The sequence below is a fragment of the Saccharopolyspora sp. NPDC047091 genome (genome assembly GCF_040643635.1).
In the GTDB taxonomy this organism is placed as follows: Bacteria; Actinomycetota; Actinomycetes; order Mycobacteriales; family Pseudonocardiaceae; genus Saccharopolyspora_C.
In genome coordinates, this window is sequence record NZ_JBEYUS010000065.1 from 1 (window position 1) to 15,919 (window position 15,919).

General features: G+C 71.4%; 15 protein-coding genes. 3 read left to right on the top strand and 12 right to left on the bottom strand.

What is annotated here, in order from left to right:
• Nucleotides 1-3 precede the first annotated feature (3 nt).
• The 3 genes from ABZ805_RS23115 to ctaD form a co-directional block, all read right to left on the bottom strand.
• Entirely contained in the window at nt 4-216 is a 213-nt protein-coding gene (locus ABZ805_RS23115) for an SRPBCC family protein (protein WP_358443896.1), read from the bottom strand.
• Between the two features lie 68 nt (nt 217-284).
• Complete coding sequence (serB, locus tag ABZ805_RS23120; protein WP_358443899.1) at nt 285-1,520, bottom strand: phosphoserine phosphatase SerB; 1,236 nt, start codon at nt 1,518-1,520, stop codon at nt 285-287.
• A gap of 162 nt (nt 1,521-1,682) precedes the next feature.
• Nucleotides 1,683-3,458 (bottom strand): cytochrome c oxidase subunit I, encoded by a 1,776-nt coding sequence (ctaD, locus tag ABZ805_RS23125; protein ID WP_358443902.1) that lies wholly within the window; start codon nt 3,456-3,458, stop codon nt 1,683-1,685.
• 355 nt (nt 3,459-3,813) lie between these two features.
• Between ctaD and ABZ805_RS23130 the strand changes: the two genes are divergently transcribed.
• Together ABZ805_RS23130 and ABZ805_RS23135 are read left to right on the top strand one after the other, a co-directional pair.
• Nucleotides 3,814-4,506 (top strand): DUF305 domain-containing protein, encoded by a 693-nt coding sequence (locus tag ABZ805_RS23130; RefSeq protein WP_358443905.1) that lies wholly within the window; start codon nt 3,814-3,816, stop codon nt 4,504-4,506.
• Nucleotides 4,507-4,914: 408 nt separating this feature from the next.
• Nucleotides 4,915-5,817: an SDR family oxidoreductase gene (locus tag ABZ805_RS23135; protein WP_358443908.1), complete on the top strand. Its 903-nt coding sequence runs from the start codon at nt 4,915-4,917 to the stop codon at nt 5,815-5,817.
• Between the two features lie 545 nt (nt 5,818-6,362).
• Here the strand turns inward: ABZ805_RS23135 and ABZ805_RS23140 are convergent.
• Complete coding sequence (locus tag ABZ805_RS23140) at nt 6,363-7,496, bottom strand: VanZ family protein (RefSeq protein WP_358443910.1); 1,134 nt, start codon at nt 7,494-7,496, stop codon at nt 6,363-6,365.
• A gap of 226 nt (nt 7,497-7,722) precedes the next feature.
• A complete protein-coding gene (locus ABZ805_RS23145) occupies nt 7,723-8,883 on the bottom strand; it encodes a S8 family serine peptidase (protein ID WP_358443913.1) in 1,161 nt (386 codons plus the stop codon).
• A gap of 245 nt (nt 8,884-9,128) precedes the next feature.
• On the opposite strand from ABZ805_RS23145, the gene ABZ805_RS23150 reads away from it, so the two are divergent.
• A complete protein-coding gene (locus ABZ805_RS23150; RefSeq protein ID WP_358443916.1) occupies nt 9,129-9,434 on the top strand; it encodes a hypothetical protein in 306 nt (101 codons plus the stop codon).
• Between the two features lie 96 nt (nt 9,435-9,530).
• Here ABZ805_RS23150 and ABZ805_RS23155 read toward each other — a convergent pair whose 3' ends face one another.
• The 7 genes from ABZ805_RS23155 to ABZ805_RS23185 form a co-directional block, all read right to left on the bottom strand.
• A complete protein-coding gene (locus ABZ805_RS23155; RefSeq protein ID WP_358443919.1) occupies nt 9,531-10,277 on the bottom strand; it encodes a succinate dehydrogenase/fumarate reductase iron-sulfur subunit in 747 nt (248 codons plus the stop codon).
• Nucleotides 10,278-10,286: 9 nt separating this feature from the next.
• Nucleotides 10,287-12,164 carry a fumarate reductase/succinate dehydrogenase flavoprotein subunit gene (locus tag ABZ805_RS23160; RefSeq protein WP_358443921.1) on the bottom strand — a complete coding sequence of 626 codons (1,878 nt, stop codon included), beginning with the start codon at nt 12,162-12,164 and terminating at the stop codon, nt 10,287-10,289.
• Between the two features lie 10 nt (nt 12,165-12,174).
• Complete coding sequence (locus tag ABZ805_RS23165) at nt 12,175-12,999, bottom strand: hypothetical protein (RefSeq protein WP_358443923.1); 825 nt, start codon at nt 12,997-12,999, stop codon at nt 12,175-12,177.
• 107 nt (nt 13,000-13,106) lie between these two features.
• On the bottom strand, nt 13,107-13,388 hold the full coding sequence (locus tag ABZ805_RS23170; protein ID WP_358443926.1) for a hypothetical protein: 282 nt from the start codon (nt 13,386-13,388) through the stop codon (nt 13,107-13,109).
• A 166-nt stretch (nt 13,389-13,554) separates the two neighbouring features.
• On the bottom strand, nt 13,555-13,683 hold the full coding sequence (locus ABZ805_RS23175) for a hypothetical protein (RefSeq protein WP_358443928.1): 129 nt from the start codon (nt 13,681-13,683) through the stop codon (nt 13,555-13,557).
• Nucleotides 13,680-13,991 carry a hypothetical protein gene (locus ABZ805_RS23180; RefSeq protein WP_358443929.1) on the bottom strand — a complete coding sequence of 104 codons (312 nt, stop codon included), beginning with the start codon at nt 13,989-13,991 and terminating at the stop codon, nt 13,680-13,682. The genes ABZ805_RS23175 and ABZ805_RS23180 overlap by 4 nt, the downstream gene beginning before the upstream one ends.
• Entirely contained in the window at nt 13,988-15,832 is a 1,845-nt protein-coding gene (locus ABZ805_RS23185) for a hypothetical protein (RefSeq protein ID WP_358443931.1), read from the bottom strand. Before ABZ805_RS23185 ends, ABZ805_RS23180 begins: the two co-directional genes overlap by 4 nt.
• Between the last annotated feature and the right edge of the window lie 87 nt (nt 15,833-15,919).

Here is a 15,919-nt window from a genome sequence, read left to right on the forward strand (position 1 = left end):
GTCCTACGCGGGCTGGGCGCTCTCGATGACGTTCGGCGTCGGGAAACCGGTCTTGTTGAAGCCGATGAACCGGGCTCCGACGACGGGTTCCCGCACCTTCCCGCGCCAGCTGCAGCGCCACAGGTCCGGACTCCACTCCGGCATCCGGGTGATGTCGGCGAGCAGGTCGTAGACCTGCTCCGGCGCCGCCTCGATGCGCAAGGACACCTCGTCCACGTGGTCATCTCCGTTCGATCCGTGATCTCCACTCGAAGGAACGATCACGGGGTGGTTCTGGTTCCGGCTCAGGCTTCGAGCGGGACGCGCCGCAGCACGCCGTCCTCGGCGTCGGCGAGTTCCACTTCGGCGCGGGTCACGCCGAGCACGAACAGGATCGCGTCGAGGAACGGGTGGGACAGCGCGGTGTCGGCGACCTCGCGCAGCGCGGGCTTCGCGTTGAACGCGACGCCGAGCCCGGCGGCGGAGAGCATGTCGATGTCGTTGGCACCGTCGCCGACCGCGACGCACTGGCCGGGCGGCACGCCGAACTCGGCAGCGAACCGGCGCAGCGCGCGGGCCTTGCCGGGCCGGTCGACGATCTCGCCGAGGACGCGGCCGGTGAGCTTGCCGTCGACGACCTCCAGCTCGTTGGCCGCGCTGAAGTCGAGCCCGAGCTCGGCGACGAGGTGGTCGATGATCTGGGTGAACCCGCCGGAGACGACGCCGGTGTGGAAGCCGAGCCTGCGCAGGGTGCGCACGGTGGTGCGGGCGCCGGGGGTGAGTTCGAGGTCGGCGGCGACCTCGTCGAGCACGGTGGCGGGCAGCCCTTCGAGCACGGCGACGCGCTCCCGCAGCGACTCGGCGAAGTCCAGTTCGCCGCGCATGGCGCGCTCGGTGACCTCGCGGACCGCTTCTTCGCAGCCGGCCTTGGCGGCGAGCATCTCGATGACCTCGCCCTGGATGAGCGTGGAGTCCACGTCGAACACGACGAGCCGCTTGGCCCGCCGGGTCAGCCCGGCCCGCTCGACGGCCACGTCCACGCCGAGCCCGGCGGACAGGTCGCCCATCTCGGAGGTGAGCAGCGCCCCCATCTCGTCGCTGGAGTCGGGGGCGGTGACCTGAAGTTCGAGCCCGGTCACGGGGTAGTCGGCGACGCGCCGGATGGAGTCGATGTTGACGTTCATCGCGGCGAGGCGGCGCGCGACCTCGGTGAAGCTGCGCGCGGACACCGGGTGCCCGAGCACGACGACGACGTGCGTGGCGGCCTGCTTCGCCGGGTCCCCGTCGGGGGCGCCGATCAGCACGTCCACCGACATGCCGACGGTGGCCATGGCCTGCTCGACGGCTTCCTGGAGGTGTTCGGCGTCGCCTCCGGTGGAGACCAGCACGCCGAGCACCAGGCGGTCGTGGATGACGACCTGTTCGACGTCGACGATGTCCACCCCGTGCGCGGTGAGCGCGGCGAAGAGCACGGAGGAGACCCCCGGCTTGTCCTGCCCGGTGACGGTGATCAGCACGGTGGTGGGTTTCGGCGTGCTCACGGCTGCCGGCACTCCTTTCCGGTCGGGAACACGAGAAACCCCGGCAGACCTGGGGTCTGCCGGGGCTCGTACTTCAGAGCCGACTCACCTTGGCACAGCGGTGTGGCGCGGCGATAGCGCGCACATCACGTTGCGCTCCCGCGGTGCCGCCGGTGGGTGCGGTCACTTCTCCCTGGCGTCGCGGTCCCCGCCCTGCTCGGGCGGCGTGACGGCCTGGGCGGCCTTCTCCGAGGGCGCGGCGTGCGCCAGCGGCTTGCCGGTGAGGCCGACGTGGGCTTCGAGGCGCATCCGCTCGGCGACGTGCGGGTAGTGCAGCTCGAACGCCGGGCGCTCGGACCGGATCCGGGGCAGCTCGGTGAAGTTGTGCCGCGGCGGCGGGCAGGACGTGGCCCACTCCAGGGAGTTGCCGTAGCCCCACGGGTCGTCGACGTCGACGATCTCGCCGTACCGGTAGCTCTTGAACACGTTCCACAGGAACGGCAGCATCGAGGCGCCGAGGATGAACGCACCCACGGTGGACAGCGTGTTCAGCGCGGTGAAGCCGTCCGACTCCAGGTAGTCCGCGTACCGGCGGACCATGCCCTCGTTGCCCAGCCAGTGCTGCACCAGGAACGTGGTGTGGAAGCCGATGAACGTGAGCCAGAAGTGCAGCTTGCCGAGGCGCTCGTCCATCATGCGACCGGTCATCTTCGGGAACCAGAAGTAGATCCCGGCGAAGGTCGCGAACACGATCGTGCCGTAGAGCACGTAGTGGAAGTGCGCCACCACGAAGTACGTGTCGGACACGTGGAAGTCGATCGGCGGGGCGGCCAGCAGCACGCCGGTCAGACCGCCGAACAGGAACGTCGCCAGGAACCCGACGCTGAAGATCATCGGCGTTTCGAAGGTCAGCTGGCCGCGCCACATGGTGCCGATCCAGTTGAAGAACTTCATGCCGGTCGGGATGGCGATGAGGAACGTGGTGAACGAGAAGAACGGCAGCAGCACCGCGCCGGTCGCGTACATGTGGTGCGCCCACACGACGACGGACAGCGCCGCGATGCCCAGCGTCGCGTACACCAGGCCGGTGTAGCCGAACAGCGGCTTGCGGCTGAACACCGGGAAGATCTCCGAGACGATGCCGAAGAACGGCAGCGCCACGATGTAGACCTCGGGGTGCCCGAAGAACCAGAACAGGTGCTGCCACAGGATGACGCCGCCGTTGGCGGGGTCGAACACGTGCGCACCCAGCTGCCGGTCCGCCAGCAGACCCATCAGGGCCGCGGTCAGGATCGGGAAGGCCATCAGGATCAGCACGCTGGTGACCAGGATGTTCCAGGTGAAGATCGGCATCCGCCACATCGTCATGCCGGGTGCGCGCAGGCAGACCACGGTGGTGACCATGTTGACGGCACCGAGGATGGTGCCCAGACCGGACACGGCGAGCCCGGCGACCCAGAAGTCCGCGCCGTGGCCCGGCGAGTGCAGGGCGTCCGACAGCGGCGTGTAGGCGAACCAGCCGAAGTCCGCGGCACCGCCCGGCAGCAGGAACCCGCTCACGACGACCAGCCCACCGAACAGGTAGAGCCAGTAGCCGAACGCGTTCAGCCGCGGGAACGCGACGTCCGGCGAACCGATCTGCAGCGGCAGGATGTAGTTCGCGAAGCCGAACAGGATCGGCGTCGCGTACAGCAGCAGCATGATCGTGCCGTGCATCGTGAACAGCTGGTTGTACTGCTCCTGGGACAGGAACTGCATCCCGGGAACGGCCAGCTCCCCGCGGATCAGCATCGCCATCAACCCGCCCACGATGAAGAACGCGATCGAGGTGACGAGGTAGAGGATGCCGATCTGCTTGTGGTCGGTGGTGCGGAACATCCGCGCCAGGAACGACCCCTTGACCGTTTGGCGCGCCGGATAGGGGCGCGTGGCTATCGGCTGTGGCGCGACGGCCGTCACGGTGCCTCCTGCACTGTTCCTCGTGATTGCGCGGACCCGCTGGCGGGACCGCCCGACCCGGTCGGGTCGGCGCGTCGGCTGCGACGCGCCCAGGAATCAGGTGGCCTGCGCCCGGCACGATCGCTGCCGTCTGCGGATAGTAGTCCGGCCGCCGCGTGCTCCTGCGGCCGGGCCGTAGCCACCCTAGTCATCGCTTCGCGCAAGGTCACCTGCGGTGAGAGGCAGGTGACACCGCGCGGCGGCCGCCGCGTCGGCGCACCCTGGCGACCGCGGGGTCCTCGATCGTTAGCCTGGGCCCCGGCAGCCCGGCCACCGACCGGCCGGAGACGATCACCAGCTTCGGGAGAGGGCGGACGTGCAGCGAGCCTTGTTCGATCGGTCCCCCCGGTCGCGGCGGCGCCACCGGACGGGACCGCCCGCACCGCTGCGGGTGCTGGCCGGAGCCGTGCTGACCTGCGGACTCGTCCTCACCGGCTGCGGCCCGGCGGAGCAGCCCGCGCCGCCACCGCCCGCCCCCGGATCGCCGCCCGCCGACGAGGACATGAGCGAAGCGACCAGTGACGAGGACACCCCCGACGAGCCCGAGGACGCCGCGCACACCGGCACCGACCAGGAGTTCGCCCGCAGGCTGCTCGCGCACCACCAGCTGCTGCTCGAAGCCACCTCGCTCGCCCAGGACTCCGGTGAGCAGCGGGTCGCCACCTTCGCGGCGCGCATCGCCCCGGAACGGCAGGCCGAGGCCGACGAGCTCACCGCCTGGCTCACCGCCGTCGAAGGCGCCCCGTCCGGCAGCGCGCCCGAGGACCTGGTCGCCGAGGAGGACGAGCAGTCCGGGCTCCCCCACCCCGACCTGGTGGAGCAGCTGCGCACCGCGCGCGGCACCGAGTTCACCGCCCCGTTCAAGCAGGTGGTGGCCGAGCTCTACGACTGCTCCGAGCAGCTCGCCCAATCCGAATTGCAGGAAGGCTCCGCCGAGCAGATGCGCGCCCTGGCCGAGCGCACCCTCGACGAGCACGACGCGGAGCGCGCCGAGCTCGAAGCCCTCTGACCGCGGCACCCCGCGAGTGAACGGCCCGTTCGTCCGATGCAGCTGGACGAACGGGCCGTTCGCTCGGGCTCGGCGGGCGGTTCACCTGGCGCGGTGCGGACTCGGCGCGCACTCCCCTGGCGGCGCACTTCCGGTGAAGTGAGCGGACCGTTCGTCCGATCCCGCTGGGCGAACGGGCCGTTCACCCGGCTTCGGCGGTGACCGGCGGGCGCGGCGATCACGCCCCGCTGCACGGGTTCCCGCCTGGGGTGAGCGGACCGTTCGTCCAGTAGAGCTGGACGAACGGGCCGTTCACCCGTGTCGTTCGTGGCCGTTTCCGGGCGCGGCGCTGGATCTACCGAAAGTAAGCTACTGACGGTAGGCTACTTCGGAGTAGGTGAAGGTCCGCACAGGAAATCGGGAGCGCGCATGCCGTCAACGACGTCCGGCAAAGTCGTCCTCATCACCGGTGCCGCTCGCGGCATCGGAGCGCAGACCGCGCGGGAACTCGCTCGCCGCGGCGCCAAGGTGTCCCTGATCGGGCTCGAACCCGACGAGCTCGAAGCCGTCGCCGCCGAGCTCGGCGACGGCCACACCTGGTTCGAGGCCGACGTCACCGACCCCGACTCGCTGCAGGCCGCCGTCGACGGCACCGTCGCCGCCCACGGCCGCATCGACGCGGTGATCGCCAACGCCGGCATCGCCCCGCTCGGCACCGTGCTCAACGGCGACCCGCACGGGTTCACCAAGACCGTCGACGTGAACCTCAACGGCGTCTTCCACACGGCGCGGCTCACACTGCCGCACCTCATCGAGCAGCGCGGCTACGTCCTGGTCGTGTCCTCGCTGTCGGCGTTCGCACCGATCGGCGGCATGGCCGCCTACACCGCGAGCAAGGCGGGCGCCGACGCGCTGGCCAGCGCACTGCACTCCGAGGTCCAGCACCTCGGCGTCGCGGTCGGCACCGCGCACCCGTCGTGGATCGACACCGACCTGGTGCGCGACATGAAGACCGACCTGCGCAGCTACAGCGAGATGCGCAAGCGGCTGCCGTGGCCGATGCACTCCACCACCACGGTCGAGAAGTGCGGCACCGCGTTCGCCAACGGCGTGGAGCGCCGCTCCCGGCGGGTCTACGTGCCGCGCACGATCATGCTGATGCACTGGCTGCGCAACCTGCCGTCCTCGAAGCTCGTCGCCAAGCTGATGGCTCCGTCGCTGCGCAAGATCATGCCCCAGATGGAGGAAGAGGTCGCCGCGCTCGGCCGCTCGTTCAGCGCCCGCAACCAGGCCTTGCAGGGGACGCCCACCGATCGGGCCGCGAAGGACTGACCCGGATTCCACCCGGCGATTCGGCCGCCGGGTGGTTCCCGGTGGCCGGGCGGAGCAGGTGCGGGCCGCCCGGCCACCGGGCTCGACCGCGCCCTCGCTCGACCGTCCTCGGGTGAACGGACCGTTCGTCCGACCGGACGGGACGAACGGTCCGTTCACCCCCGAGCCGTCCCGCCACCCCTCGGGTGAACGGACCGCTCGACCGACCGAATGGGACGAAGAGTCCGTTCACTCCACCCGCCGCGCGCACCGACCAAGCCGCCGGACCCGAGTGAACGGACCGTCCGACCAACCGGACGGGACGAAAAGTCCGTTCACTCCGCACGAAAGCCCGCACTGGCCCGCGCCGCTCCAGACGTGCCTGCCCCTCGGGTGAACGGACCGCTCGACCAACCGAGTGGGACGAACGGTCCGCTCGCTCCAACCCCGGGACGACGCGCCGACCTGTGAGTGAACGGACCGTCCGACCAACCGGACGGGACGAACGGTCCGTTCGCTCCACCCGCGCACACGCACCTCCCAGGCCATCGAACCGCGAGGTCTGGTCAGCGGAGGCGGGCCGTTGCTCGGCCCGCGGGGGCCGGGACCGCGGGGGTGTGGTCGTGCGCCGGGCGGCCGTCGGGGCGTGCCGCGCCGGGGTCGGGCCGGGGGCGGCGGGCCGGGGCGCCGGGGGCGGGTGCCGGGTTCTGCGGGAAGCGGGCTTGCGGGGCGGCCCCGGCGCGGGGCGCGGGCGCTCCGGAGCCGCGGGCGAACCGGCCGTCCGGTGCTCCCGCGCCGCGCGCGACCGGAGCCGCGGGCACGCGCGCGGCCTCGCCGGCCCGCGCAGGCCGAGCAGCGGTTCCCACGACCTCGCGTTCGGACCGAGCAGCGGTTCCCACGACCCCGCCTCCGCCTCGACCGGCGGCCGCCATGCGGTCGGGCCGACCGGCGCGCACCACGACGCCACGAGCGGGCCGATCGTCGGGCATCGCGGCGTTCCGCGTCCGGGGCGCCGCGAGCCGATCGCGCGCGGCGCCACCACCGGGGGTCTCCGCGCCGAGCCCGGCTCCGGGCCGGCGCTCGTGCTCGATCTTCTCGATGATCCGCCACACGGTGGTCTGCGCATCGTCCGGCTCGGCGCTGCGGTGGTTCGGCCCGGGCAGCTGGACTTCGGCGCGTCGCCAACCGGCGCAGACGACGAGGCCGCCGGCTGCGGCACCGAGGGTGTTGAGCACGACGTCGTCGGTGGAGGCGACGCGGCCGGGAATGCAGAAGAACTGGACGGTCTCGATGGTGAGCGCGGTCAGCATTCCGCCGATGACGATCTTGCCGAAGCCGTCGAACCAGCGGACCCGCAGCGGCACGAGCGTGGCCATCGGGATCAGCAGCATCAGGTTCCCGCCGAGCTGCACCCACGGGCGGACGTCCCCGGGCGCGGCCCGCAGCGCGGTGTAGAGGTCGTTGCCCAGCTCGACCTCCACGCGGTCGGCGATCTCGGGCTGGGGGTAGAAGACGAGGTACCCGGTGAACAGCACGGCGAACACGAGCAGCGCGTCGATCAGCGGGTCGTGCACCGGGGATACGGATCGGAGCCGGTTGCTGCGCACCGTGCCGGACGCGGCGGCGACCAGCACGGCGAGGGGGAACAGGACCGTCAGGGCGGGGACGAAGCCGTCGAAGGCCATGAAGAGCTCGTACATCTCAGCCGCACTTCCTCTGGTCAAGCCAGGACCGCGAACCACTGTCTGCATCAGGCGGTGTCACGCGAGGCGGCGCTGCTCCGGCGCCGCGGGTGACGACCGCCTGCCGCGCTCGGGGGCGCGGCGGGTCGGCGGTCGACATTGACCGATCAAGAAGGAGGTCAAGAATGTGGCCGGACATCGCCTCTCGGGTCGATGCCCGGCCACACCGGAATCGTGCTGGGCGTCAGCCCGCGTCGACCTGCAGGAGGTCGGCGATGGTGCCCTGCGGCGCACCCTGGATGACGCCGGTCGAGGCCCCGCTCTGCAGGCCCTTGATCACGTCGGCCGGGGCGGCACCCTGGTTGGCTTCGAGGAACAGCGCACCGGCACCGGCCACGTGCGGGCTGGCCATCGAGGTCCCGTCCATCGACTCGGTCCCGCCACCGGGCACGGTGGAGGTGATGTCGACGCCGGGCGCGTAGCCCTCGACGGTCTCGCCGAAGTTGGTGAACTCGGCGGAGGTGTCGGTCTTGTCCGAGGCCGCGGTGGTGAACACGCCCTCGGCGCTGGCCGGGGACACGTTCTCGGCGTCCTGCGACTCGTTGCCGGCCGCGACGGCGAGGAACACGCCCTTGTTGACCAGCCCGGTGGCGGCCTCGTCGAGGGCCGGGTCCTTGCTGCCGCCGAGCGACATGTTCGCGACGGACGGGCCGTCCGCGTTCTCGGCGACCCAGTCGAGGCCGGCGATGATGTCGTCGGTGGTGCCGCTGCCGTCGTCGCCGAGGACCTTCACGCCGACCAGCTCGGTGCCGGGCGCGACGCCGTAGGTCTTGGAGCCGATGGTGCCCGCGGTGTGGGTGCCGTGGCCCTGGACGTCGGCACCGTCGCCACCGGTGGCGTCGAAGCCGATGGAGGCGCGGCCCTCGAAGTCGGGGTGGTTGACGGCGAGGCCGGTGTCGATGACGTACGCGGTGACGCCCTGGCCGGTCTGGGCCGGGGTGTAGCTGTCGTCCAGCGGCAGTTCCGGCTGGTCGATGCGGTCGAGGCCCCAGGAGCCGGTGGCCGCGGCGTGCGGGTTCTCCACCTGGATGCGGAAGGACTGCGAGACGCCGTCGACGGCCGGGTTGGCGCGGACGTCGTGCAGCTGCTGCGGGCTCAGCGTCGCCGAGAACCCGTTGAGGGTGTTGTTGTAGACGTGCTCGGTCTGCACGCCGAGTTCCTGGGCGACCGCGGCGGCGTCGGCACCGTCGGCGAGGTTGACGACGAAGGAGTCGCCGGCACCGGCGGCGTTGGCCGTGTGCATGGTCAGCGGGGCCAGGTCTTCCTGCGGGGCGGCGGCGAGTGCGGGGACCGCTGCGACCACGAGCGCCGCGGCCGACAGACCGGCGCCGGCACCGAACAGCATTTTCTTCACGGGATTCCCTCCGTCACGAACCGACAAGTTTCCCGGCGGACGCACCGCCCGAGGCACTGGAGTCGATTGCTCTAATTGACTCGGATGCCAGGAACGTAACCAGCGCATCGGGCTCGAACAAAGACGTGGCTAGAACCCGCCACCCCTTCTCGACGTGCGGAGATGCCGCTCAAGATCCCCATCTTGACAGTCCCCAACTGGCGTTTTCCTGCATATTGGGAGCGATTCAGGCGAAAGTGCCGAGGGACACGCACCGGGAGTTTGCCATCATTCCCACGGCGGACTCGGCGGCCTACTGTTCAAGCTGGGAAAGCGCGGGAAAAACGTGGAGGGCGGCGCTGCTGCCGCAGCTCAGCGACCAGGTGGGCCACGGCGCGCTCCTGCCGCCTGCTGAAACGGACGCCGCACCGGTCGATTTCAGCCTGACCCCGGGAGCCAGCGCTCCGCGCACCCCGATCACCGCCCGAAAAGACCGTTTCGAATGCGCGATCACCGTATGCATTCAGACGAATCACCGTAAGTGCACGATTCCCGCCATGTGAAACGTGGTGGTTCACCGCGAAACAGATCGGACAGCCGATCTTCCGCCGTGCGCATTGCATCCGATCACATCGCCGCCCGAAATGCGCGAGCGGGTGTCATCGGCGTTTGCGGAACAGCCGCAGCAGCGGGTCGTAGTAGCGGTCCGCGGCACGTTCCTTCAACGGGATGAGCGCGTTGTCGGTGATCTGGATGTGCTCGGGGCACACGTCGGTGCAGCAGCGGGTGATGTTGCACATGCCGAGCCCGTGCTCGGTGCGCGCCTCCTCGGCGCGGTCGGTGTCGCGGGCGTCCAGCGGGTGCATGTCGAGCTCGGCCTGCCGCATCAGGAACCGCGGCCCGGAGAACGCCTCCTTGTTGTCCTCGTGGTCGCGGATCACGTGGCAGACGTCCTGGCAGAGGAAGCACTCGATGCACTTGCGGAACTCCTGCGAGCGTTCCACGTCGACCTGCTGCATCCGGTACTCGCCGGGTTCGAGGCCGGGGGGCGGTTCGAACGCGGGGACCTCGCGGGCCTTGACGTAGTTGAACGACACGTCGCACACCAGGTCCTTGATCACCGGGAAGGTGCGCAGCGGGGTGATGGTGACGATCTCGTCGGTGGCGAACGTGGACATCCGCGTCATGCACATCAGCTTGGGCTTGCCGTTGATCTCGGCGGAGCAGGAACCGCACTTGCCCGCCTTGCAGTTCCAGCGCACCGCCAGGTCGGGGCATTCGGTGGCCTGGAGCCGGTGCACCAGGTCGAGCACCACCTCCCCTTCCTCGGCTTCGACGACGTGGTCGCGCAGCGCGCCGCCGTCGGCGTCGCCGTGCCACACGCGCAGGTGCGCCAGGTAGCTCATTCGGCCTCCTCAGCCCGCGAGTTCCTCGTCGGTGAAGTACTTGCGCAGTTCGTCGGCGGTGAACAGGTCCAGCAGGTCGGGTCGCACCGGCACCTGGCGCTGCTCGTCGACGCGCACGCCGTCCCGGTCGAGGGAGCAGGCCAGCAGGGTGCGGCGCCAGTCGGCGACCATGCCGGGGTGGTCGTCGCGGGTGTGCCCGCCGCGGCTCTCGGTGCGCTGCACGGCGGCGCGGGCCACGCATTCGCTGACCAGCAGCATGTTCCGCAGGTCGAGGGCGAGGTGCCAGCCGGGGTTGAACTGCCGGTTGCCCTCGACGGTCAGGTGCCGGGCCCGCTCGTCGAGCGCGTGCAGCCGCCGCAGCGCGTCCCGCATCTGCTCGCCGGTGCGGATGATGCCGACGAGGTCGTTCATCACCTGCTGCAGTTCGGCGTGCAGCGCGTACGGGTTCTCCGGTTCGCCCGCGGCGGGGTCGAAGGGCTGTTCCGCCCGCCGCGCCGCATCGTCCACATCGGACTCGCGCGGTTCGGGCCCGCCCGCGGTGGCGAGGTGCTCGGCGGCGCCGATCCCGGCGCGCCTGCCGAACACCAGCAGGTCGGACAGCGAGTTGCCGCCGAGCCGGTTCGAACCGTGCATGCCGCCGGCGACCTCCCCGGCCGCGAACAGCCCCGGCACCCCGGAGGCCGCGGTGTCGGGGTCGACCTCGACCCCGCCCATCACGTAGTGGCAGGTGGGCCCGACCTCCATCATCTCGGCGGTGATGTCGACGTCGGCGAGCTCGCGGAACTGGTGGTGCATCGACGGCAGCCTGCGCCGGATCTCGTCCGGGCCGAGCCGGCTCGCGATGTCCAGGAACACGCCGCCGTGCTCGGTGCCGCGGCCCGCCCCGATCTCGGTGTTGATGGCCCGCGCCACCTCGTCGCGCGGCAGCAGTTCCGGTGGCCTGCGGTGGTGTTCGGGGTCGTCGTACCAGCGGTCGGCCTCGTCCTCGGTGTCGGCGTAGGCGTCCTTGAACACCTCGGGGATGTGGTCGAACATGAACCGGCGGCCCGCCGCGTCGCGCAGCACTCCCCCGTCGCCGCGCACGGATTCGGTGACGAGGATGCCCTTCACGCTCGGCGGCCACACCATGCCGGTCGGGTGGAACTGCACGAACTCCATGTTGATCAGCTGGGCTCCGGCGCGCAGCGCCAGCGCGTGCCCGTCGCCGGTGTACTCCCACGAGTTCGAGGTGACCTTGAAGGACTTGCCGATGCCGCCGGTCGCGAGCACCACGGCCGGCGCGCGGAACAGCAGGTACCGGCCGCTCTCCCGCCAGTAGCCGAACGCCCCGGCGATGCTCCCGTCCGGGGCGTCCTTCAGGAGCTCGGTGATGGTGCACTCGGGGAACACCTTCAGCCGCGCCTCGTGGTCGCCGTGCTCGGCGAAGTCGGCCTGCTGCAGGGACACGATCTTCTGCTGCAGGGTGCGGATGAGCTCCAGCCCGGTGCGGTCGCCGACGTGGGCGAGCCGCGGGTACTGGTGGCCGCCGAAGTTGCGCTGGCTGATCCTGCCGTCGGCGGTGCGGTCGAACAGGGCGCCGTAGGTCTCCAGCTCCCACACGCGTTCCGGCGCTTCCCGCGCGTGCAGCTCCGCCATCCGCCAGTTGTTGAGGAACTTCCCGCCGCGCATGGTGTCCCGGAAGTGCACCTGCCAGTCGTCGTGCGGGTTGGCGTTGCCCATGGACGCGGCGATGCCGCCTTCGGCCATCACGGTGTGCGCCTTCCCGAACAGCGATTTGCACACCACCGCCGTGCGCAGCCCGCGCTGCCGGGTCTCGATGGCCGCGCGGAGCCCCGCACCGCCCGCGCCGATCACGATCACGTCGTAGTCGTGCTGCTCGATCCGCATCGCGGGCCCTTCAGTTGAACAGTCGGGGGTCGGGGAACGCTCCCGAGGCGAGCAGCAGCACGTACAGGTCGACCAGCGCCACCGAGATCAGCGACGCCCACGCCAGCTGCATGTGCCGGGCGTTGAGCGCGGTCACCTTCGTCCACAGCCAGTAGCGCACCGGGTGCTTGGAGAAGTGGTTGATGCGGCCGCCGACGAGGTGCCTGCACGAGTGGCAGGACAGCGTGTACGCCCACAGCAGCAGCACGTTCACCACCATCAGCACCGTGCCGAGCCCCACCCCGAACCCGCCGTCGGCACCGCGGAACGCGATGGCCGTGTCGTAGGTGAGCACGCCCGCGACGAGCAGCGCCGCGTAGAAGAAGTACCGGTGGAAGTTCTGCAGCACCAGCGGCAGCCGGGTCTCCCCGGTGTAGGTGCGGTGCGGTTCGGCGACCGCGCACGCGGGCGGTGCCAGCCAGAACGAGCGGTAGTAGGCCTTGCGGTAGTAGTAGCAGGTCAACCGGAACCCGAACACGAACGGCAGCACGAACACCGGCGGCGGCAGCAGCGGCCCGAGCGCGGGGAACGGCTGCCCCCAGTGGCTCGCCCCGGGCACGCAGGCCGCGCTCAGGCACGGCGAGTAGAACGGCGCCAGGTAGTGGTACTCCGGCACCCAGTACGCGCTGTTCATGAAGGTGCGGATCAGGCCGTAGACCAGGAACAACCCCAGCCCGGTGGCCGTCAGCAGCGGCGCCAGCCACCACCGGTCGGTGCGCCGGGTGCGCGGGTCCGGGGTGCCCGGCGGGTGCGCGGGTTCGGCGCCGAACGGATCGATACCGGGGAGTGCGGACATGGCTGACCTCGTCGTCGGTGTCCGGTGGGCCTGGTGGTCCTCGATCTCGTGTTGTGCCCGGGAGTCCGGTGCGGGCTCGGCGCCGTCGCCCGCCCGCGCCGGCCTGCTCAGTGCGGTTGGCGGCCACCGACCCCTTCGTCGTCGGCGTCGCGCCACAGCGACGGGTCGTAGGGCGTGTCCGGCACCATCACCGTTTCGCCGCAGGCCATTTCGCGGCGCGGGGCGGGCAGGGCGGACAGCTCGGCCAGGTCGATCTCGAGTCGTTCCACATCGTTGCTCAGGCGGCGCACGGCCGCAGCGTCGCCGTACCGCGAACGGAGCATGCCTACGCTGCTGCGCAGCTGCCCCAGCACCCGCTGCACATCGGTCAGTTCGGTCGTCGAAGCCATGGGCGAGCACCTCTCGTACGGGTCGTCGCATCGACGTCTCCGAGAGTGCCCGCGCCGCGCCGAGTGTGACAAGAGCCACACGGTCGACTTCGGGGATTTCCCTCGACCGAGCTCCGCGGCGGACCTGGTGCGGGCGCTGCCGCGAACCCGCGGTGACCGGGCCGGCTCAGCCGTCGGCGGGGTCGCGGGTGGTGGCGGGGCCGCCGGGAGCGGTGGTGCCGGGGTGGCCGGTGGTGTCCCACGCGGAGGTTCCGCGCGCGGCGTCGCCACCGGCCCCGGTCGGGGGCGTCGTCACCGGCCCCGGGTCACGGCGTCGTCACCGGCTCCGGTCGCGGTGTCGTCACCGGCCCGGGTCGCGGTGTCGCAATCGGCTCCGGACGAGTCGCCGCCGTCGTCGTCCGAGCGGCCGGTGCCTGCGTCCGGGGCGCCCGCGCCGTCCGCACCCGTGCCGCCGTCCGCCGCCGCCTCCTCGTCGTGGGGCCTGCGGCGGTCCCGGTAGACGATGACGCCGACGACGGCGAGCACCGCGAAGGTGGGCACGAAGAACGGCACGGCCGTGATGATCGGATGGCTGGCCAGGATCTGGGTGCCCGCGAGGATCACCGCGCCGCCCCCTCCGCCGCCGGTTCGGGCTCGATCACCTCGGGCCGGTCGGCGCCGACGCGCGCGATGCGCTGCGCGCCCCAGCCGAGCGCCAGCACGAGGGCCAGCGAGCAGGCCAGCACGACCAGCGAGGCCACCACCCACAGCCAGGACGGGACATCCTGCTTGGTCTCGCGCTGCAGCACCTGCCACTCGGGCTGCGAGTCGCGGCTGAAGTGCGCGTCGGCGGGCACCGCGGGCAGGCCGATGGCCGAGTCCGAGGGCATGTAGACGGGGATCGCGACCTGCGCCCGGCCCTGGTGGAACCGGATCATGGTCTTCCAGGTGCCGTGCAGCGGCATCGGCCGGGTCGTGCGGTAGGTGTCCGGCCCGATCGGCACCAGCCGGTCGACGTGCAGGCCGCCGCCCTGCCAGCCGGTGGTGGTGAGCCAGGCGGCGTCCTGCCCGGTGCCGGGCGGGCTCATCCGGATCACGGCCTGCGCGGTGCGGTCCTGCGGCCCGCCGCGCACGTCGGTGAGCGCCACGTCGGCGTGCACGGTGGGCGAGGTGCCGATCAGCGCGTTGGTCACCGCGAGCGCGATCACCACGAGGGAGCCGCCGAACAGCGGCACCGAGAGCTTCGGCCGGGGCAGCGCGCCGCGCAGCGCCAGCGCCAGCAGCGCGCCGAGCACGCCACCGGAGACGCCGCCCGCGACGGCCATCGCGGCGCCTTCGGCGGCCATGTCCGGGGTCCACGGCAGCGGGAACGCGACCTGGGTCCAGGCGTATTCGGCGGCGTAGCCGACGGTGCCGATGAGCAGCCCGGACACCGCGCCGAGCGCCAGCGCGCGCCGGGCGAGGAACACCGCGGCGAGCTCGACGCAGAGCGCTTCGACCAGGTGCAGCGGGATGACGGCGAACTCCTCGCCGATGATCGGCCCGACGAACACGGCGACCCCGCCGCGCACCAGGATGTAGAACCCGACGGCGAACAGCGCCGCCCCGCGCCCGGCCCACAGCCGGGCGACGACGAGCGCGCAGCCGGTCGCGACCGCGATCAGGAACGGCTGGTGCACCATCCGGAACTGCTGCACGCCGTAGTCGAACTCGGCCTGGAACACGGAGAGGCCGACGAGGAGCCCGCCGACGGCCATGCCGCGGTGCACGAACCGGGACAGCGCGCGCGGTTCGCCGAGGTCGGGGCGGGCGAGCCTGCCTTCGCGCTCCAGCAGCACCACCGCGACCAGGGACAGCCCGGCGCCGCCGATGAGCATCAGGTGCGTCGGCCCCCACAGCGTGACGTCCTGGCCGAAGATGCGGTGCCACACGTCGTCGAGGGGGAAGCCGAACAGCGCGTAGAACCCGGCGCCCGCCAGCAGCACCCCGCTGATCGGGGCGTGCCAGTCGCGGGTGATGCGGATGGCGGCGCGGCCGACGGGTTCGCCCTTCGGCAGCACGACGGCGAGCATCCCCGCGGCGAACAGCCCGAACAGCCCGATGAGGATCGGGTAGTGCGCGACGTTGGCCAGCGGGCCCTCGTCCCGGCCGTGGGTGATGTGCAGGGAGATGTCCCAGTACATCCCGAGCAGCGCGGTGAGCAGCGAGATCATCGCGATGATCTGCGGCAGCGCGACCCAGCCGGGCAGCCCGCCGGGCAGCACCCGCTGGGAGCGCTCGGCGAGCCGCGCCAGGAGCTGCGTCCGCCCGGTGCGGTGCCCCCAGCCGAGCAGGAGCAGCAGCAGGGTGAGCGCGGTGGCGCCGCCGGAGGCGATGAAGATCTGGTCGAGCGCGGCACCTCCCGCGGGCCGCACCTCTTGCGCCAGGAGCGTCGTCCAGGGCTGCGCTGCCGGGGTCGAGTTCATGCCGGTCATGGAACACCAGAAGCTGGACAATGTCATCCCCAAATGTGACATTGCTCGTTGTCAACGTTCGGAGTGACCTCGGAAGGA